Genomic DNA, 19,613 nt, shown 5'->3' with positions numbered 1-19,613 from the left:
ATAATCGCGGCCCAAGGAAACGCGCTTTTTATGGCGGCATAAGGGGTGGACGCGGGCGATTCGCCCCGCCATGCTTGGGACAGACGGGCCGTCCGGCCCCCGTTCCTTTTCTGGAGACCGTCATGATCCGCAGCCTTGCTGCCGCCCTTTGCCTTTCGACCGCGATTGCCAGCCCGTTGCTGGCGCAGGACGTCATCCGTTCCAAGCCGACCGCCCTGCCCGTCGACAGCGCCAAGCCGATGCCCAAGGATGTCCCCTATCCGGGCGGCACGATCCGCCTTGACGTCGACGCCACCGACACGGTGCAGCGCATCTTCCGCGTGAAGGAAACCATTCCCGTCGCGGCGAGCGGCCCGATGACCCTGCTGATGCCCGAATGGCTGCCGGGCAATCATGCGCCGCGCGGCCCGATCGAGAAGCTGACCGGCCTGACCTTCACCGCCGACGGCAAGCCGATCAGCTGGAAGCGCAATCCGCTCAACGTCTATGCGTTCGAGATCGACGTGCCGGCCGGCACCAAGCAGGTCGTGGCGCAGTTCCAGTTCCTGTCGGCGACCGCGACCAACCAGGGCCGCGTCGTCGTGACGCCCAAGATGCAGAATATCCAGTGGGAAGATGTCTCGCTCTACCCGGCCGGCTATTATACCCGCCAGATCCCGGTGCAGGCCAATGTCACCTATCCCGCCGGCTGGCAGGCGGCGACCGCGCTGCGCGGCAAGCGCAGCGGCGACACCATCGCCTATGACGTGATCGACTATGAGGCGCTGCAGGACTCGCCGGTCTTTGCCGGCACCCATTTCAAGGCGGTGGACCTGGGCCATAACGTCACGCTGAACATCGTTGCCGACGATGCCGACGAACTGGTGTTCAACACCGACCAGATCGCCAGGCACAAGAAGCTGGTGGCCGAAGCCGGCGCCGCGTTCGGCACCTATCATTTCGACCATTATGATTTCCTGCTGTCGATCACCGACGAAATGGGCGGCATCGGCCTGGAACATCATCGCTCGTCCGAGAATCAGGTCGAGCCGGGCTATTTCAAGAAGTGGGATTCGGGCGAGGCGCTGCTCGACCGCAACCTGCTGCCGCATGAATTCACCCATAGCTGGGACGGCAAGTTCCGCCGCCCCGACCTGCTGTGGACGCCCAATTTCGACGTGCCGATGCAGGACAGCCTGCTGTGGGTCTATGAAGGCCAGACCCAGTTCTGGGGCTATGTGCTGGGCGCCCGTTCGGGCATGTTCTCCAAGCAGGAGACGCTGGACGCCTATGCCCAGATCGCGGCGAAGCTGGACACCACGCGCGGCCGCGAATGGCGCCCGATGGTGGACACGACCAATGATCCGATCATCTCCGCCCGCCGTCCCAAGGGCTGGGCCAACTGGCAGCGGTCGGAGGATTATTATAATGAAGGCCTGATGATCTGGCTGGAAGTCGACGGCATCCTGCGCCAGCAGACCAGGGGCGCCAAGGGCATCGACGATTTCGCCAAGGCCTTTTTCGGCATCAAGCCGGGCGACTGGGGCCAGGTCGTCTATAATCGCCAGGACGTGATCGACACGCTGAACGGCGTCGCCCCCTATGACTGGGCCGGCCTGTTCCACAAATATGTCGACAGTCCGACCACGGAAACGCCCAAGGGCGGCTTCACCCTGGGCGGCTACAAGCTGGTCTATACCGATACGCCCAATGCCATCACCAAGGCGGCCGAAGGCGCGCAGAAGACGGTCGACCAGAGCTTTGGCGTGGGTCTGACGGTCAAGAATGACGGCGATATCGCGGCGGTGATCTGGAACAGCGCAGCGTTCAAGGCCGGTCTTGCGGTAGGATCGAAGATTATTGCGGTGAACGGCAATGAATATTCGGGCGACGCATTCAAGACGGCGCTGACCGAGGCTAAGGACGCCAAGAAGCCGATCCAGCTTATCCTAAAGCAGGACAAATATTATCGTACCCTGACCCTCGCTTATTCGGATGGCCTGCGCTATCCGCACCTCGAAAAGACCGGCACCGGCGAAGGCAGCCTCGACAAGCTGCTGCAGCCGCGCACCTGAAGATTTCCAAGCAACCGCATGTAAAAGGCGAAGATGCATGAATATTGACCTGATCCCCGTCGGCGACGATCCGCCAAACAGCCTGAACGTCATCATCGAGGTGCCGGTTGGCGGCGAACCCGTGAAGTACGAGTTCGACAAGGCCTCGGGCGCGCTGTTCGTCGATCGCATCCTGCACACGCCGATGCGCTATCCGGCGAATTACGGCTTCGTGCCGCACACCCTGTCGCCCGATGGCGATCCGCTCGACGCGCTGGTCATCGCCCGCTCGCCCTTCGTTCCCGGCTCGGTCGTGCGCGCACGCCCGATCGCCGTGCTGAACCTGGAAGACGAAGCCGGCGGCGACGAGAAGCTGGTCTGCGTGCCGGACAACAAGACCTTCCCCTACTACAGCAATGTGGACGAGAAGGACGACCTGCCCGGCATCGTGATGGAGCAGATCGAGCATTTCTTCACCCACTATAAGGATCTGGAAAAGACCAAGTGGGTGCGCATCGGCACCTGGGGCGGCGCGGAAGACGCCAAGCGGATCACGCTGGAAGCGATCGAACGCTATCAGGCCGAGAAGAAGAAGGGCTGAGTCCTTCTGGCATAGACCTTGATCGTTTCAGGCCAATGGCCTGAAGCGTGAATCAAGGTCTAAAAACCAAGCCGATTGAAAAGGGCCGCGCGGTGATGATCCGCGCGGCCCTTTTTCTATGGGTCAGATTTAAGATTAGAGCCTGATTCACGCCATCGGTGAAAACGCGAAGCGCTTCCACCTCAGACGATCAGGCTCTAGATCAATCGGTCGGCCTCCAGGGCGAGGGCCAGCGGATCGCGGCCGCGCGGGGTGCGGGCGTGGAGCCGCGCGTCCGCCTCCACCAGCCGCGCGACGCCCATGTCGAGCTGCGCTTCCGGCAGGGTGAAGGGCAGGCGCAGGAACCGCTCGAACGCGCCATTGACGCCGAAGCGCGGGCCGGCGGCTATGCGCACGCCATGATTGCCCGCCAGCGCGGCGAGCGCGCTTGCCTCCGCGCGGGGCAGTTCGGCCCAGAGCGACAGGCCGCCAGCCGGCGATTCCACCCGCCAGTGCGGCAGATGTTGTTCCAGCTGCGCCAGCAGATGGTCGCGCCGGTCGCGCAGCATCGCCGCGCGCGGCCCCAGCCCCTCGTCCGCGTCCATCAGCTGGGCGACGGCGAGCTGCTCGACCACCGGGCTGGCCATGTCCATCGTCGTGCGGATGCGGCCGAGCGCAGCCACGGTTTGCGGATCGGCACGGATCCAGCCGACGCGCAGGCCACCCCAGAAGATCTTGCTGGCCGACCCCAAGGTGATGACATGGCGGCCGGACGGATCATGGCAGGCGACCGGCGGCGGCGGCGATCCGTCGAGGCCCATCGCCACCATCGTCTCGTCAATCACCAGCGGGGTGTGGGTGCGCGCCGCCACCGAAACCAGCGCGCGGCGGGTCGCCGGGTCCATGCTGCGGCCGGTGGGATTGTGGAAATCGGCGATGATATAGGCAAAGCGCGGCGCAGTCTGGCGGAAGGCCGCGTCCATCGCGTCGATATCCCAGCCATGGACCGGCAGGCCGACCGGCACCGGCACGACATTGGCCCGCTGCAACGCCTGGATCGCATTATGATAGGTCGGATGGTCGATCACCGCCCGATCACCCGGCCCCGCCAGCCATTGCAGCAGCAGCGAGAAGCCCTGCTGCGCACCATTGGTGATCATGATCTGGTCGGGATCTGTCGGGCAACCGCGCCGCTCATAATGGGCGGCGATCGCCCGGCGCAGCACCGGCAAGCCGAGCGGATCATAGCCCAGATCGCCCAGATAGGCGGGCAGTGCCTCGACCGCATGGGCATAGGCCAGGCCCACGCCGGGCGCGGCCGGCAGCGCGGCATGGGTCCAGTTGAGCAGATTGTCGCCGGTGACCCCGTCGATGTCGGGCGTCGGGGTCTCGACCCGGCCGGGCGGCAGGCGGGTGACGCTGCCCGACCCCTGCCGGCTTTCCAGATAGCCCTCGTCGCGCAGCCGGTCGAAGGCGGCGGCGATGGTGGTACGGCTGAGCCCCAGCGCGGCGGCCAGTTCGCGTTCGCCCGGCAACCGGACATTGAGGCCGATCCGCCCGTCCAGCACCAGCATCCGCAGCGCCTGCGCCAATTGGCGATAGGCCGGCTCGGCGCTGTCCTGCGCGCGCCAGGCGCCCAGCAACCGCAGCAGCGAGGGAGGCCGAAGGAAAGAAGTGGACATGGCGATCAATCCAATCAGAGAGATTTGAAGGCCACTTACGCGCCATTGGTCCTTTTGTAAAAGGCCAATTCGACTAGGCCTGATGCCCATGATGATGACCCGCCGCCTCTTCCAGCTCTTCTGGGGCCTTGTGCTCTACGGCTTTGCCATGGCGCTGATGCTGCGCGCCAATCTGGGGCTCGATCCCTGGGATGTGCTGCATCAGGGGCTGGCGCCCAAGCTCGGCCTAAGCTTCGGCATGACGGTCAACCTGGTCGGCGCGGTCGTGCTGCTGCTCTGGTGGCCGCTTCGGCAGCGACCGGGGATCGGCACGGTCTGCAACATAGTGGTAATCGGCACGGCGGTGGACATCAGCCTCCATTATCTGCCGACGCCGGACGGCTATGCGATGCGCGCGGCCTGGCTGGGCGCGGGGATCCTGCTCAATGGCATTGCCGGTGGCGCCTATATCGGTGCCGGGCTTGGGCCGGGGCCGCGCGACGGGCTGATGACGGGCCTGTGCCGCCGCAACGGCTGGCCGGTCAAATGGGTGCGCACCGGCATCGAGATCGCGGTGCTGGCGACCGGCTGGATGCTGGGCGGCACGGTCGGCATCGGCACCATCGTCTATGCCGCGACGATCGGCTGGATCGTCCACCATGCCCTGCCCTTCTTCACGATCACGCCGCCCGAACGCCCGGCGACCGCGGCATAAGTTGCCCCCTGACCGGCCGACAGAAACCCGTCGGCCGGTCCTTTTCCCGTTGAAAATGCGTCGCACCTTCCTTGACCGGACCGGCCTTGACCGGACCTTCCTTGACCGGACCGGGCAGTCGGGCATGATCCCGGTTCCGCCATTCCCGACGATCAAGGAGTCCCCGCCATGCGCGCCTTCCTCGCCGCTGCCCTCACCCTGCCCTTCGCCATTGCCGCCTCCGCCGCGCCACCGGAGCAGGCGCTCGCTCCCCTCGCCTTCGAACAGTTCGCGCCCGCCGGCACCAAGATGCCGCGCTTCAAGGTCGATGCCGCGTGGCCGGCCATGCCGGGGGATTTGCTGCTGGGCCAGGTCAGCGGCGTCGCGGTCGGCCCGGACGATTCGGTCTGGGTCGTGCATCGCCCGCACAGCCTGACCGCGACTGACACGGGCCTGGCCGAATCGCCCGCCACCGCGGTCTGCTGCAAGCCGGCCCCGCCGGTGGTGCGCTTCGCCAGGGATGGCCGCTATCTGGGCGGCTGGGGCGGCGCCGACAGCGCGCCCACGGTCGATGGCGTCAATCAATGGCCCGCCAGCCTGCACGGCATCTTCGTCGACAAGGCCGGCAGCGTCTGGTTCGGCGGCAATGGCAAGGGCGACCATGTCGTCATGAACTATACGCCCAAAGGCAAATATATCCGCAGCTTCGGCCGGCGCGACAAGACCGGCGGCAATGATGCGACCGACCAGCTGGGCAACCCGTCCGACGTCAATCATTCGGACGGCATGGTGCTGATATCCGACGGCTATGTGAACCGCCGGGTGATCGGCTTCGACGACAGGAGCAACGCCTATAAGGGCCGCTGGGGCGCCTATGGCAAGCCGCCGAGCGGACCGGTGTTGCAAGGCACGTTCGACCAGAGCCATGCCGTCGATCCTAGCCGGGTCGCCGATCCCAAGTCCGCCATCTTCAACAGCATCGTCCATTGCGTGGTGCCGACGACGGACGGCCATCTCTATGTCTGCGACCGCAACAATAACCGCGCGCAGCTGTTCAAGCGCGAGAAGGATGGCGGCCTGACCTTCGTGCGCGACCTGGCGATCGCGCCGGAAACCGGCGGCACCCACACCGTCACCGACATCGCCTTCTCGCCCGACCCCGACCAGACCTATCTCTATGTCGCCGACATGATGAACGGCCGCATCTGGGTGCTGGAGCGCAAGACCCACACCGTGCTTGGCGCCTTTGGCCGGATCGGGCGGCAGGCGGGGCAATTCACCTGGCTGCACAGCATTGATACCGACAGCGCCGGCAATATCTATGCGACCGAGGTGAATACCGGCCGCCGCGTGCAGAAGCTGGTCTTCACCGGCATCGAATGAAGGGAATCCTCGCAACGTGGCGACCGAACTCTACGGCCTGACCGTCCCGGCCTTCCTGCGTGGCCTGCGCACTCTGTCCACCCTGCTGGACAAGGGCGCCGCCTTTGCCGCCGAACAGGGGATCGATCCCGCCACGCTGACCGGCGCCCGCCTGATCGAGGATATGCGCCCGCTGACCGCGCAGGTGCAGCTTGCCACCGACAGCGCCAAGGGCGCGGTCATCCGCATCGGCGAGTTGGAGCCCTTCCCCCTGCCCGACACGGAGGAGACGTTCGCCGACCTGCAGGATCGCATCGCCCGCACCATCGCCTTCCTGGAATCGGTGCCGCGCGACAGGATCGACGGCCGCGAGGAGGCGACCGTCGTCCTCAAGACTTCGCGCGGTGAATTTTCCTCCACCGGGCGCAGCCATGTGCTGACCTTTTCGCTGCCCAATTTCTATTTCCACCTGACAACCGCCTATGCCCTGCTGCGCCAGGCCGGCGTGCCGCTGGGCAAGCTGGACTATCTGGGCGGGCTGTAATCAGCCCGCCACCAGCCGGACATAGGCGCTGGAGACCCAGCCGCTGACGCAGGGACCGGCATAGGCCTGTTTGCGATCGACCGGTTCGCGCACGCCGCAATCGGTCGGTGCCGCGCCTTCGGTCGCTGGCGGCGGGATCACCACGCCCAGCCATTTCTGGTCGATGCTGCGGGTGCAGACATGCACCCGTGCGCCTTCGGCCAGCTGCGCCAGCGCCTTCGCCTCGGCAAAGGGGGCGGACCGGACGCTCAATCCCTGCGGCCCGACACGGGTCGCCTGCCCCATCGCGCCGCAGGCATCGAGCCGGGGGCCATCCTCGCCGATCGTCACCGGCCGGGCTAGGGTCGCCTCGATCCGGGTTTCGGGCATCGCTTCGCGCGGGGCGCCGGCCAGCGAGCTGTTGGGCAATTCGTCGGCCACTTCGCTACTGCGCGAGCAGGCGGAAAGCAGCATCAGGGCAAGGATCGGGACAACACGCATGAGCGCCTGATAAACCGCCCCAAAGCCGGGTGGAAGCCGCCATGTTTCGCTTTAGTTTCGAGGCGCCATTCCCTATATGCTGGGTATGAGCGACGAACAGCAGAACAGCCCCAACAGCAATGAATATGGCGCCGACAGCATCAAGGTGCTGAAAGGCCTCGACGCCGTGCGCAAGCGGCCCGGCATGTATATCGGTGACACCGACGACGGGTCGGGCCTGCACCATATGGTGTTCGAGGTCAGCGACAATGCGATCGACGAGGCGCTGGCCGGCCATTGCGACCGGATCGTCATCACGCTCAACCCCGACAACAGCGTCAGCGTCGAGGATAATGGCCGCGGCATCCCGACCGGCATCCACAAGGAAGAAGGCGTGTCGGCGGCCGAGGTCATCATGACCCAGCTGCACGCAGGCGGCAAGTTCGAGAACACGTCGGACGACAATGCCTATAAGGTGTCGGGCGGCCTGCACGGCGTGGGCGTATCGGTGGTGAACGCCCTGTCCGAATGGCTGGACCTCAACATCTGGCGCGACGGCAAGGAACATTGGATGCGCTTCGCCTATGGCGATGCCACCGCGCCGCTCAAGGTGATCGGCGATGCGCCGGAGGGCAAGAAGGGCACGCGCGTGACCTTCCTCGCCTCGACCGAGAAGGTGCCGGGTGATGGCGGCACGTTCAAGAACCAGACCGAATATGATTTCGACAAGCTGGAGCATCGCTATCGCGAGCTGGCTTTCCTCAACAGCGGCGTGCGCCTGTTCCTGGTCGATGCGCGCCATGAGGAGAAGAAGGAAGTCGAGCTTTATTATGAGGGCGGCATCGCGGCCTTCGTCAAATATCTCGACCGCAACAAGAATGCGCTGATGCCCGATCCGATCGCGATCGCCGGCACCCGCGACGACGTGACCATCGACGTCGCGCTGGAGTGGAATGACTCCTATTACGAGAACGTCCTCTGCTTCACCAACAACATCCCGCAGCGCGATGGCGGCACGCACTTGGCCGCCTTCCGCGCGGCACTGACCCGGACCCTCAACAGCTATGCCGAAAAGACCGGCCTGCTGAAGAAGGAGAAGGTGAGCCTCACCGGTGAGGATATGCGCGAAGGCCTGACCGCGATCGTCTCGGTCAAGCTGCCCGATCCCAAATTCAGCTCGCAGACCAAGGACAAGCTGGTCAGTTCCGAAGTGCGCCAGCCGCTCGAAAGCCTGATGGCTGACAAGATGGCCGAGTGGCTGGAAGAAAATCCCGGCCACGGCAAGATGATCGTCCAGAAGGTGATCGACGCCGCCGCTGCCCGCGAAGCGGCCAAGCGTGCGCGCGAACTGACCCGCCGCAAGGGCGCGATGGACATCGCCTCGCTGCCCGGCAAGCTGGCCGACTGTCAGGAACGCGATCCCGCCAAGTCCGAACTCTTCCTGGTCGAGGGTGACTCGGCCGGCGGGTCGGCCAAGCAGGGCCGCAACCGCCACAATCAGGCGATCCTGCCGCTGAAGGGCAAGATCCTGAACGTCGAGCGCGCCCGTTTCGACAAGATGCTCTCGTCCAAGGAAGTCGGCACGCTGATCCAGGCGATGGGCACCGGCATTCGCGACGATTTCAACCTGGACAAGCTGCGCTACCACAAGATCGTCATCATGACCGACGCCGACGTCGACGGCGCGCATATCCGCACGCTGCTGCTCACCTTCTTCTACCGCCAGATGCCGCAGATCATCGAGGCGGGCCATCTCTTCATCGCCCAGCCGCCGCTCTACAAGGCGAGCCGTGGCCGGTCCGAAGTCTATCTGAAGGACGAAGCGGCGCTGGAGCAATATCTGGTCGACAATGGCGTCGACACGATGGCGCTGGAAACCACCGGCGGCGCCCGCACCGGCGACGATCTGCGCAGCCTGATCGACCATGCCCGCCGCATGCGCGCGGTGATGCGCTATGTGCCGCGTCGCTACGACCCGGCGATCATCGAGGCGCTGGGCCTGACCGGCGCGCTCGATCCCGAACTGTCCGAGGCGCAGCTGGCCGAACGGCTGGCAACCGCCGTCGCCTGGATCGCCTCGCATGATCCCGAGGGCAAATGGACCGGCCGCATCGCCGAGGGCGGCGGCTTCCATTTCGAGCGGCTGTGGCGCGGCGTGACCGACCATCATGTCATCGAACATGGCTTCCTGGGCTCGGCCGAGGCGCGCAAGCTGCACGGCACCGCCAGCGAAGAGGCGGAAAGCTATGCCAGGGGCAGCCGCCTGGTTTCGGCCAAGGCCGTCGCCGCGCAGGACGAACTGGGCGAGGACGAACTGCCCGCGGTGTCGGCCAAGGGCGTCAACATCTCGCGGCCCAGCGAATTGCTGGAAGCGATCCTGTCCGCCGGCCGCAAGGGCCTGTCGATCCAGCGCTACAAGGGTCTGGGCGAAATGAACGCGGAACAGCTGTGGGAAACCACGCTGGACCCGGACAATCGCTCGATGCTGCGCGTCGAGGTGGAACAGGCCGACGTCGCCGACGAAATCTTCACCAAGCTGATGGGCGACGTGGTCGAACCGCGCCGCGAATTCATCCAGGACAATGCGCTGAACGTCGCCAATTTGGACGTCTGATCGGATGACTGCGCCAGCCCGCACCCCCGCCCGGCCACCCCATCAGGATAATCTCTTGGGCGGCCGGGTGGGGGTGCGGGCCGGTGCCGCGCCGTGCGCCGTCAGGCGCACCGAAAACCGATGACCGATCTGCCACGCTGCAGCTGGGTAGGGCCGGACCCGCTCTACCGGGATTATCATGACGCGGAATGGGGCGTGCCCCAGCATGACTCGCGCATGCTGTGGGAAATGCTGATGCTGGAGGGGTTCCAGGCCGGGCTCAGCTGGATCACCATCTTGCGCAAGCGCGAGGGGTTTCGCGCCGCCTTTGCCGGCTTCGATCCGGACAAGGTCGCCGCCTTTGGCCCCCATGATGTCGAACGGCTGATGGCCGATCCCGGCATCGTCCGCGCCCGCGCCAAGATCGAGGCGACGATCAGGGGCGCGCACATCTATCGCGCGATGCGCGACGCCGGCGAGGATTTCGCCGCCTATGTCTGGTCCTTCGCGCCCGACGGGCCGATCGTCGGCGACGGCAAGAGCTTCCCGACGCAGACCGACCTGTCGGAGGCAATCTCCAGGGATCTGAAAAAGCGCGGCTTCAAATTCGTCGGGCCGACCATCGTCTATGCCTGGATGCAGGCGATCGGCATGGTCGACGATCATGCCGCCCATTGTTTCCGGCGGGCCGGCGCGTGAAGGTGACGGCGATGGTGACAGGGCTGCTGGCCCTCGCCGCCTGCTCGGGTGATCCGGTGCCGCCGAACAGGGTCGACAATCGCGCCGACAATGCGATCGCGAACGCCGCCCCGGCGCTCAACCAGGCGATCGTCGCCAATGAGAGCACCGCGCCCGAACCGGCCCCTGCCCCGGCTGCGCAACCGGCGCCCGCCGCTGTTTCCCGTGAAACACCCGCCGCCCCTCCTCCCCCTGAGGAGTATCGCGCGATCGGCACCGAGCCTTTCTGGGCGGTGATCGTCACCGGATCGGTCGCGACCTTGCAGCGGCCCGATCATCGTCCGCTGCGCTATCCCGTCACCCGCACCGACGATCCCCGCGCCATCCGCTTCATGGGCGACGGCTTTGCCATGACCGTCACCGAAGGGCCGTGCAGCGACGGGATGAGCGACGCCATCTGGTCCGACCGGGTGCAGCTTTCCTTCGGCGAAGGCGTGCTGAAAGGCTGCGGCGGCATCAAGGATGGCGGCGAATAGGCGGGATCGCCGCCATCGCTCGTCTAACCCGGCAAACAGGGAGCATGTGACGATGAGCGACCAGTCCAAAGCCGATGTTGCGCGGCGCAACTTTCTCCTGACGGCCGGAATCGCGCTCGCCGCGACCGGCACGACTGTCTCCGCGCAACTTTCCGTGCAGCCGCCGGTGCCGCCAAGTGGCCCCAGGAAGAAGCTGGGCATGCTGCTGTTCGAGGGATTCGAGCTGCTCGACGTGTTCGGGCCACTGGAAATGTTCGGCATGCTGAAAGACCGGGTCGAGATTGTCATGATCGCCGACAAGGCCGGACCGGTGCGCAGCGGCGCCGGGCCGCAGACGATCGCCGATCATGGCTTTGCCGACGCGCCCAAACTCGACATCGTGATGATTCCCGGCGGCCTCGGCACCCGGCGGGAGGTGAACAACCCCGACTTCCTCGCCGCGGTCCGCACGCTGGCACAGGATACGCCGCAGGTAGCCACGATCTGCACGGGCTCCGGCCTGCTGGCGAAGACCGGGCTGATCGACGGAGTGAAGGCGACCAGCAACAAGATGGCCTGGGCCTGGGCGACGGCGCAGGGGGCCAAGGTCGCCTGGATTCCCCATGCACGCTGGGTGGAGGATGGCAAATATATCTCCTCCTCCGGCATTTCGGCGGGCACGGACATGGCGCTGGGCCTGATCGCCAAGCTCTATGGCAAGGAGATGGCCCGCTGGGTCGCCAACCGGACCGAATATCGCTGGCAGGAGGATGCCAGCGACGATCCCTTTGCCAAGCTGAACGGGTTGCCGGGGTAAGCCATCTTACATTCCGTTCGGGCTGAGCGGAGCGAAGTGCCCTCCCTTCGGTCGGGCGAGCCCTTCGACTTCGCTCAGGGCGAACGGTGTTGGGACGGCCGCCCCCTCAATCCGCGCGCATGGCTTCGGCCACCAGCGCCTCGGCCTCGATCAGCAGCGCGTCCTCGGCATCGCGCTGCGCCACCTGTTCGCGGCCGATCAGGATCAGCAGCGGCACGGCAAGCGGGCTGACCCGATCGAGCGGCACATGCAGCATGGTCGATGCCGCCCGGTCGATCAGATCGCCGAGCCGCCCGACATCGGTCATCCGTGCCCGCGCATCCGCCCAGGCGGCCTTCAGCAGCAGATGGTCGGGCTGATATTTGCGCAGCACATCATAGATGAGGTCGGTGGAGAAAGTGACCTGTCGCCCGGTCTTGCGCTTGCCGGGATGCTGGCGCTCGATCAGGCCGGAGATCACGGCGACATCGCGGAAGGCGCGCTTCAACAGGCTCGACTGCTCGACCCAGTCGACAAATTCATGGTCGAGGATGTCGGCGGAAAACAGGCTCTGCGGATCGGTCACGGGCTTGAGGCCATAGACGGCCAGCGCATAATCGTTCGACACGAAGCCCAGCGGCATCAGCCCCTGCGCGTCCATCCGCCGGGTCAGCAACATGCCGAGCGACTGGTGCGCGTTCCAGCCCTCGAAACTGTAGCAGACCATATAATGGCGCCCCTCATGCGGGAAGGTTTCGACCAGCAACTGCCCCGGTTGCGGCAGGGCGGAGCGGGCGCGCTGCACCTCCAGCCATTCGCGCACATCGTCGGGGAAACGGTGCCAGGCATCGGGTTCGGCCAGGAAATGCCGCACCCGGTCGGCCAGCCGGGTCGACATCGCCATGCGGGTGCCGCCCCAGCTGGGGATGCGCGCACTCTTGCTCGTCGCGCGGACCACCAGGTCGCTGGTGTCCATCCGCACCACCTCCAGCGCCATGCCGGAGAAGAAGAAGCTGTCGCCCGGCCGCAGGGTGGCGGCAAAGCCCTCCTCCACCGTGCCGAGCTTGCGCCCATTGGCGAAGCGCACCGCCAGCGCGGGCTGATCGACGATGATGCCGGCATTCATCCGATGCTGCTGGATGAATTTGGGGTGCGACACCCGCCAAGTGCCGTCGCCCTCGCGCACCAGCCGCTTGAACCGGTCATAGGCGCGCAGCGCATAGCCGCCGCCCTCGATGAAATGCAGGACATGGGCAAAGCCCTCGTCGGTCAGCGCGCTATAGGGGGTGGCGGATCGGATTTCGGCCAGCAATTCCTCTTCGCGGAACGGCCCGGCACAGGCGATCGCCATCACATGCTGGGCCAGCACGTCGAGCGCGCCGGGACGGAAATCATCGGCGTCCCGCTCGCCCGCCTCGACCGCGTCCAGTGCCGCGCGCGCCTCCAGATATTCGAAGCGATTGCCGGGGATCAATATCGCGTCCGACGCCATGTCGAGCCGGTGATTGGCGCGGCCGATGCGCTGGAGCAGGCGCGAGCTGCCCTTGGGCGCGCCCATCTGGATCACGCAGTCGACATTGCCCCAGTCGACGCCGAGGTCCAGCGAAGCGGTCGCCACCAGCGCGCGCAGCTTGCCCGCCGCCATCGCCGATTCGACCTTGCGCCGCGCCTCGATCGACAGGCTGCCATGATGGATGGCGATCGGCAGGTTCGCGTCATTGACCGACCATAATTCCTGAAAGATGAGTTCAGCGAGGCCGCGCGTGTTGCAGAAGACGAGCGTGGTCTGCCGCGCGGCGATCTCCGCCATCACCTGGCTGGCGGCATATTTGCCCGAATGGCCCGACCAGGGCACCCGCCCCTCCGGGATCAGGATGGTGACGTCGGGCTCGGCCCCTGCCTCCCCCAGCACCGGCGTCACCGCATCGATATCGCCATCGGGTGCCAGCCAGGCGCGATAGGCATCGACATCGGCCACCGTCGCGGACAGCGCCACCCGGCGCAGGTCCGGGTTGATCGCCTGCAACCGCGCCATCGACAGGTTGAGCAGGTCGCCGCGCTTCTGCGTGGCAAAGGCATGGACCTCATCGACGATGACGGTGCGCAGATGTTCGAACAGCAGGGCCGCGTCGGGATAGCTCAGCAGCAGCGACAGGGATTCGGGCGTGGTCAGCAAGATGTGCGGCGGCCGCACCCGCTGTCGCGCCTTACGGTCGGACGGCGTGTCGCCGGTGCGGGTTTCCACCCGGATCGGCAGCCCCATTTCCTCGATCGGCGTCAGCAGGTTGCGCCGCACATCGACCGCCAGCGCCTTCAAGGGCGAGACATAGAGGGTATGCAGCCCGTCGGCGGGATTGGCGATCAGGTCGGCCAGCGTCGGCAGGAAGCCGGCCAGCGTCTTGCCCGCGCCCGTCGGCGCGACCAGCAGCGCATGTTCCCCCCGCTGCGCCGCCGCCAGCATATCCACCTGATGCCGCCGCACCCGCCAGCCGCGCGATGCGAACCAGTCGGTGAGGATGGGAGGAAGCGCGGGTGGCATTGGGGGAGATGTAGGGGCTGTGGCGGATGGGGGGAAGTGGTGGGGGCTTTGGCGCTGACTGCCGCTTGGCGCCAAAGACGGCCATTCGGGTGCAAAGACAGACTCGCCGTGTCGGACAGCAGCTGATTTCCGTCAGCATGATCCCAATATGTTTTTGAAGGACGCTCGGTTGCCTTGTCGCGTTGGTAATGATGACGTATATACGATATCATTACCAGACGGAGTGGAGATCATGGCCAAGGAAGCCGTTTTTACGATGAAGCTGGAAGCCGATCTCCGGGCAGATTTCATGGCTGAGACGGATGCCCTGCATCGACCGGCGTCGCAGGTCGTGCGGGAACTGATGCGGGAATTTATCGAGCGCCAACGGATGAAGCGTGAACATAGTGGTTTCGTCGAGCGCAAGGTGGCTCTAGCGCGCACGTCGATGCAGGCGGGCCAAGGTTATGACCATGACGAGATTGAAGCGGAATTTGCCAACCGCCGCGCGCGCCTTTCCAATCAAGCGTGAAAATTCTCTGGACGCCGGAGGCGCGCCAGGACCGCGCCGATATATGGGACTATCTCGTAGCGCGCGATGGCGACGCCGCCGTCAGGATCGATGATCTGTTCAGCGAGGCGGTCGCCCGACTTACCGATTTCCCGATGCTGGGGCATGAAGGCGAAGTGCCCGGCACACGCGAACTCACGCCGCACAGCAGTTACCGATTAATCTATGAGATACACGCAGACACCCTCTGGGTTCTCACCATCATTCATACCAAGCGCCAATGGCCACCGCTGCGCGATTGAGACGTTCGGCGCCCCATGCACGATAGTCGAGAGCCGCCGCGCCCTAGAAACAATCATACCCCATCACGAAAGATTATATCACTCTCCGCTGGCCCCCTGCCCCGCTCCTGCGTTACAGTCCCGCCATCCATGAGCGGCACAGCAGAGGTCGCCAGATGCAGGAGAATGACATGACCGGCGAAACCCCGCCCCCCGTCACCGAAGCCGACCTGACCGGCGTCGAGCCGCCCCATAATCGCCGCCGCCCCAAGGCCCCGATCCTGGAGATTGACGGCCGCAAGCTGAAGCCCGCGACCCTGATGATGGGCCATGGCTATGACCCGACCCTGTCGGAAGGGTCATTGAAACCCCCGATCTTCCTCACCTCCACCTTCGCCTTCGAGAGCGCGGCCGCGGGCAAGCGCCATTTCGAGGGGGTGACCGGCATCCGCCCCGGCGGCGCCGAGGGCCTCGTCTATTCGCGCTTCAACGGCCCCAATCAGGAAATTGCCGAGGATCGGCTGTCGGTATGGGAGGAAGCGGAGGACGCCCTGCTCTTTTCCAGCGGCATGTCGGCGATCGCCACCACCCTGCTCGCCCTGGTGCAGCCGGGCGACGTGATCGTCCATTCCGCCCCCCTCTATGCCGCGACCGAATCGCTGATCGGCCGCATCCTTGGCCGTTTCGGGGTGCAGTGGCTCGATTTCCCCGCTGGCGCGACCGAGGCGGAGATTGGCGCGGTGATCGAGAAGGCCAAGGGGCTGGGCCGGGTCGCGATGCTCTATCTGGAAAGCCCGGCCAACCCGACCAACGTGCTGGTCGATCTGGAGGCGGTGGTCGCGCGCCGCGACGCGCTGTTTGCCGGCGAGGATCATGTCCCGCCGATCGCGATCGACAATACCTTCCTGGGGCCGCTGTGGCACCGGCCCATCAACCATGGCGCCGATCTCGTCATCTACAGCCTGACCAAATATGCCGGCGGGCATAGCGATCTGGTCGCGGGCGGCGTGCTGGGCTCCAACGCGCTGATCAACAGCATTCGCCTGATGCGCAACACGATCGGGACGATCCTGGACCCGCACAGCGCCTGGATGCTGCTGCGCAGCCTGGAGACGCTGGAACTGCGCATGAGCCGCGCCGGCGAGAATGCGCAGAAGGTCTGCACCTGGCTGAAGGACCAGCCGCAGGTGGAGAAGGTCGTCTATCTCGGCTTTCCGGAGACCGAGCGGCAGGCCGATATCTATCGCCGCCATTGCACCGGGGCGGGCTCCACCTTCTCGCTCTACCTGAAGGGCGGCGAGGCGGAGGCCTTTGCCTTCCTTGACGCGCTCAAGATCGCCAAGCTGGCGGTGAGTCTGGGTGGCACCGAGACGCTGGCCAGCCATCCCGCCGCGATGACTCATTTGTCGGTGCCGGCCGAGCGCAAGAAGGCGCTGGCGATCGGCGACAATATGGTGCGCATCTCGATCGGCTGCGAGGATGCCGACGATCTGATCGCCGACTTCGCCCAGGCGCTGAAGGCGATAGGATAATGGAGCGCCTGCGCCCGGTCATCCTGATCGCCCAGCCCCATCTGGCGCCGCTGCTAACCATTTTGGCGATGCAATATGACGTCATGGGGCTATGGGAGGAGGCCGGGCGCGCCCGCCTCGCCGAGGCGGAGATAGTGGTGACGGCCGGCGAGTTCCGGCTCGATCCCGCTATGCTGGCAGCGATGACACGGCTGCGGCTGATCGCCTGTTTCACCGTCGGCTATGACGGGGTGGATCTCGACTGGGCACGGGCAAACGGCATCGCCGTCAGCCATGCGGGCGACGCCAATGCGGAGGATGTCGCCGACCATGCGATCGGCCTGATCCTCGCCCATCGGCGCCAGATCGTCAGCGGCGACCGGGCGTTGCGCGCGGGCGAATGGCTGCCCGGCGGCAAGACCATCACCCGATCGATCGCCGGCGCCCGGCTGGGCATCGTCGGCATGGGCAGCATCGGCATCGGCGTCGCCACCCGCGCCGATGTCCTGCGCATGACGACCCGCTGGTGGGGTCCGCGCGACAAGCCCGGCCTCGCCTGGCCGCGCAGCGAGAGTTTGGAGGCATTAGCGGCCGAAAGCGACATCTTGGTCGTCGCGGCGCGCGCGACCGACGACAATCGCGGCATGATCTCCGCCGCGATCCTCGATGCGCTCGGCCCCGACGGCCTGCTCGTCAATGTCGCGCGTGGGCAGCTGGTGGACGAGGATGCGCTGATCGACGCCCTGCGCGCCGGCCGGCTGGGCGGCGCGGCGCTTGACGTCTATGCGCAGGAACCGACCGATCCGGCGCGCTGGGCCGATGTGCCAAACTGCATCCTGACCCCCCATACCGGCGGCGCGACCGACGCGGCGGTGGCGCAGATGGCGCAGATGCTGCTCGCCAATATCCGCGCCTTCGTGGCGGAAGAACCGCTGCCCAATCGCGTGCTCTGAACCAAGCCGCAACGCCGCGCGTTGAGCGCCGACACGGCCGACCGGGCCGGACGGGAGAGCGATGCGGATGGCCAGCGGGGCGAGACGATGGGTGGTGCGTGGGCTGGTCGGCCTGATCCTGCTCTGCGCGATCCTGCTGCTGGCACTGGCCGCCTTTCCCTGGGGCTGGATGAAGGGGCCGATCGAGCGCCGCCTGTCCGACCATATCGGCAAGCCGGTGACGATCAGCGCGATGGCGCGGGCGGACAGCCTGTCCTTCCACCCCGTCGTCACCCTGCGCGACCTGCGCGTGCCGCAACCCGGATGGGTCAGGCCCGCTTTGCCCGACCTGGCCCGGATCGGCGAGATCCGCGCCGGTTTTTCGGTCTGGGGCCTGCTGACCGGCGGGCCGGTGCTGGAGCGGCTGGAAGCGCGGCATGCCCGGCTCCATTTCTATCGCGACGCGCAGGGCCGCGAGAATTGGAGCGGCGAGCGCAGCAAGGGCAGCGATCGGCGCGGTGGCCGTCCGGCGCTGCACAGCCTGATCGTCGCCGACAGCCACATCGCCTATCGCGACGACAAGCGCGGGCGATCGGTCGATGCCGCGCTGACCGTCGATCCGCGCGGCCTGCGCCTTTCGGGCAGCGGCGATGTGCGCGGCCATGCCGTGATCGTCACCGCGACCGGCGGCCCGATCCTCGACAGCCGGCCGGGCCAGCGCTGGCCGTTCGACGCGGCGATCAGCGGCGACGCGGTCGGCTTCACCCTGAAAGGCACGATGGATGGCCCGCTCGACATCGGCCATCTGCGCGGCGAAGCGACCGCCCATGGCACCGACCTCGCCCTGCTCGACGCCATCATCGAGGCCGGCCTGCCCGGCACCCAGCCGGTCCGCCTGACCGCGCGGGTGACACGCGACCGGCCGGACTGGATCGTCGAGGGGCTGAAAGGCACGATCGGCCGGTCCGACATCGCGGGCCACGCCACCATCCGCAAGCGCGACGGCCGTACCCGGATCGACGGCGCGCTGAGCGCCGAGCGCTTCGATTTCGACGATCTGGCGAGCAATGCCGGCAAGGCGAAGGCGGCGGCCAAGCGCGCGCAGCTCGGCCCGCGCCTGATCCCCGATACGGCGATCGACCTCGCCACCGTCGATCGCACCGACGGCAAACTGGACCTTCAGGTCCGGCAATTGCTCTGGCCCGGCCCCAGCCCGTTCCGCTCGCTCCATGGCACGATCAGCCTGGAACGCAGCCGGCTGTCGGTCGAACCACTGACGCTGGGGCTCACACGCGGCACGCTGTCCGGCCGGATCGGCGTCGACCAGCGCGACGGCGGCCCCCTGCTCGACATCGCCATGACGATGCGCAACGCACGGCTGCTCGATTTCTTCCCCGACGCCCGGATCGACGGCGCCCTGGTCGGCCGGGTCGCGATCAAGGGACGGGGCAGAACCATCCGTCAGGCGCTGGGCGCGTCGACCGGCACGATCGTGCTGGTCGCGCGCGACGGCCGTATCCCGGACCGCACCGCCGCGCTGATGGGGCAGGATGTCGGCCGCGGCCTGACCCTGTCGAAGCGGAAGGAGGCCGTCCTGCGCTGCATCATCACCCGGCTGGATGTGCGGGACGGTATCGCCCGGCCGGGTCCGGTGCTGATCGACACCTCCCGCGCCCAGACCCATGCCACCGGCACGATCCGCCTGTCGGACGAGCGGCTGGCGCTGGCACTGAGCGGCGTGCCCAAGCAGGACAGCCTGTTACGGCTGAAGGGCAGCGTGCCGGTCGGCGGCACGATCAAGACGCCCGATATTCAGCTGCCCAGCGACGCCCGTTCGGCCAAGGGCATAATCAGGATGATCGGCGATGCGATCGGCGGCGAGAAGCAGCCGAGCGTGGGCGACGCCGATTGCGATAGCCTCGCCCGCACCGCGATGCGCTGATCC

Annotated in this window: 17 protein-coding genes; 14 read left to right on the top strand and 3 right to left on the bottom strand. The window is 66.3% G+C overall.

Features of this window, described 5'->3' with window-relative positions:
- Positions 1-122: 122 nt before the first annotated feature.
- Positions 123-2,054: a M61 family metallopeptidase gene (locus tag N6H05_RS04610; protein WP_284112890.1), complete on the top strand. Its 1,932-nt coding sequence runs from the start codon at positions 123-125 to the stop codon at positions 2,052-2,054.
- 37 nt (positions 2,055-2,091) lie between these two features.
- Positions 2,092-2,634: an inorganic diphosphatase gene (gene ppa / locus N6H05_RS04605; RefSeq protein WP_284112889.1), complete on the top strand. Its 543-nt coding sequence runs from the start codon at positions 2,092-2,094 to the stop codon at positions 2,632-2,634.
- Between the two features lie 197 nt (positions 2,635-2,831).
- On the opposite strand, the gene yczR is transcribed toward ppa, so the two are convergent.
- Positions 2,832-4,295 carry a MocR-like transcription factor YczR gene (gene yczR, locus N6H05_RS04600; RefSeq protein WP_284112888.1) on the bottom strand — a complete coding sequence of 488 codons (1,464 nt, stop codon included), beginning with the start codon at positions 4,293-4,295 and terminating at the stop codon, positions 2,832-2,834.
- An 88-nt stretch (positions 4,296-4,383) separates the two neighbouring features.
- On the opposite strand from yczR, the gene yczE reads away from it, so the two are divergent.
- From yczE to N6H05_RS04585, 3 genes are all read left to right on the top strand, one after another.
- Positions 4,384-4,989, top strand: coding sequence for a membrane protein YczE (gene yczE, locus N6H05_RS04595; RefSeq protein ID WP_284112887.1), 606 nt, complete (start codon positions 4,384-4,386; stop codon positions 4,987-4,989).
- A 168-nt stretch (positions 4,990-5,157) separates the two neighbouring features.
- Positions 5,158-6,351, top strand: coding sequence for an NHL repeat-containing protein (locus N6H05_RS04590; protein ID WP_284112886.1), 1,194 nt, complete (start codon positions 5,158-5,160; stop codon positions 6,349-6,351).
- A gap of 16 nt (positions 6,352-6,367) precedes the next feature.
- A complete protein-coding gene (locus tag N6H05_RS04585; protein WP_284112885.1) occupies positions 6,368-6,874 on the top strand; it encodes a DUF1993 domain-containing protein in 507 nt (168 codons plus the stop codon).
- On the opposite strand, the gene N6H05_RS04580 is transcribed toward N6H05_RS04585, so the two are convergent.
- A complete protein-coding gene (locus N6H05_RS04580) occupies positions 6,875-7,354 on the bottom strand; it encodes a hypothetical protein (RefSeq protein ID WP_284112884.1) in 480 nt (159 codons plus the stop codon).
- 85 nt (positions 7,355-7,439) lie between these two features.
- Between N6H05_RS04580 and gyrB the strand changes: the two genes are divergently transcribed.
- From gyrB to N6H05_RS04560, 4 genes are all read left to right on the top strand, one after another.
- A complete protein-coding gene (gyrB, locus tag N6H05_RS04575; RefSeq protein WP_037490667.1) occupies positions 7,440-9,947 on the top strand; it encodes a DNA topoisomerase (ATP-hydrolyzing) subunit B in 2,508 nt (835 codons plus the stop codon).
- A 120-nt stretch (positions 9,948-10,067) separates the two neighbouring features.
- Entirely contained in the window at positions 10,068-10,625 is a 558-nt protein-coding gene (locus tag N6H05_RS04570; protein WP_284112883.1) for a DNA-3-methyladenine glycosylase I, read from the top strand.
- Between the two features lie 11 nt (positions 10,626-10,636).
- Positions 10,637-11,140, top strand: a complete 504-nt coding sequence (locus N6H05_RS04565; protein ID WP_284112882.1) for a COG3650 family protein — start codon at positions 10,637-10,639, stop codon at positions 11,138-11,140.
- 52 nt (positions 11,141-11,192) lie between these two features.
- Positions 11,193-11,936 carry a DJ-1/PfpI family protein gene (locus tag N6H05_RS04560; protein WP_284112881.1) on the top strand — a complete coding sequence of 248 codons (744 nt, stop codon included), beginning with the start codon at positions 11,193-11,195 and terminating at the stop codon, positions 11,934-11,936.
- Positions 11,937-12,042: 106 nt separating this feature from the next.
- Here N6H05_RS04560 and N6H05_RS04555 read toward each other — a convergent pair whose 3' ends face one another.
- Positions 12,043-14,454, bottom strand: coding sequence for a ligase-associated DNA damage response DEXH box helicase (locus N6H05_RS04555; RefSeq protein WP_284112880.1), 2,412 nt, complete (start codon positions 14,452-14,454; stop codon positions 12,043-12,045).
- A 232-nt stretch (positions 14,455-14,686) separates the two neighbouring features.
- On the opposite strand from N6H05_RS04555, the gene N6H05_RS04550 reads away from it, so the two are divergent.
- The 5 genes from N6H05_RS04550 (at position 14,687) to N6H05_RS04530 (ending at position 19,610) form a co-directional block, all read left to right on the top strand.
- On the top strand, positions 14,687-14,965 hold the full coding sequence (locus N6H05_RS04550) for an antitoxin of toxin-antitoxin stability system (protein ID WP_284112879.1): 279 nt from the start codon (positions 14,687-14,689) through the stop codon (positions 14,963-14,965).
- Positions 14,962-15,246, top strand: a complete 285-nt coding sequence (locus tag N6H05_RS04545) for a type II toxin-antitoxin system RelE/ParE family toxin (RefSeq protein WP_284112878.1) — start codon at positions 14,962-14,964, stop codon at positions 15,244-15,246. The genes N6H05_RS04550 and N6H05_RS04545 overlap by 4 nt, the downstream gene beginning before the upstream one ends.
- Before the next feature lie 170 nt (positions 15,247-15,416).
- Positions 15,417-16,757, top strand: a complete 1,341-nt coding sequence (locus N6H05_RS04540) for a cystathionine gamma-synthase family protein (RefSeq protein ID WP_180275619.1) — start codon at positions 15,417-15,419, stop codon at positions 16,755-16,757.
- Positions 16,757-17,689, top strand: a complete 933-nt coding sequence (locus N6H05_RS04535; protein ID WP_284112877.1) for a 2-hydroxyacid dehydrogenase — start codon at positions 16,757-16,759, stop codon at positions 17,687-17,689. Before N6H05_RS04540 ends, N6H05_RS04535 begins: the two co-directional genes overlap by 1 nt.
- Before the next feature lie 67 nt (positions 17,690-17,756).
- The gene (locus tag N6H05_RS04530) at positions 17,757-19,610 is read left to right on the top strand and encodes an AsmA family protein (protein ID WP_284112876.1); all 1,854 of its coding nucleotides are present in this window, start codon (positions 17,757-17,759) and stop codon (positions 19,608-19,610) included.
- Positions 19,611-19,613: the final 3 nt, after the last annotated feature.

Origin of the sequence: Sphingobium sp. WTD-1, from assembly GCF_030128825.1 — a bacterium.
GTDB lineage: Bacteria > Pseudomonadota > Alphaproteobacteria > Sphingomonadales > Sphingomonadaceae > Sphingobium.
This window is presented reverse-complemented; position numbering and strand designations above follow the sequence as displayed.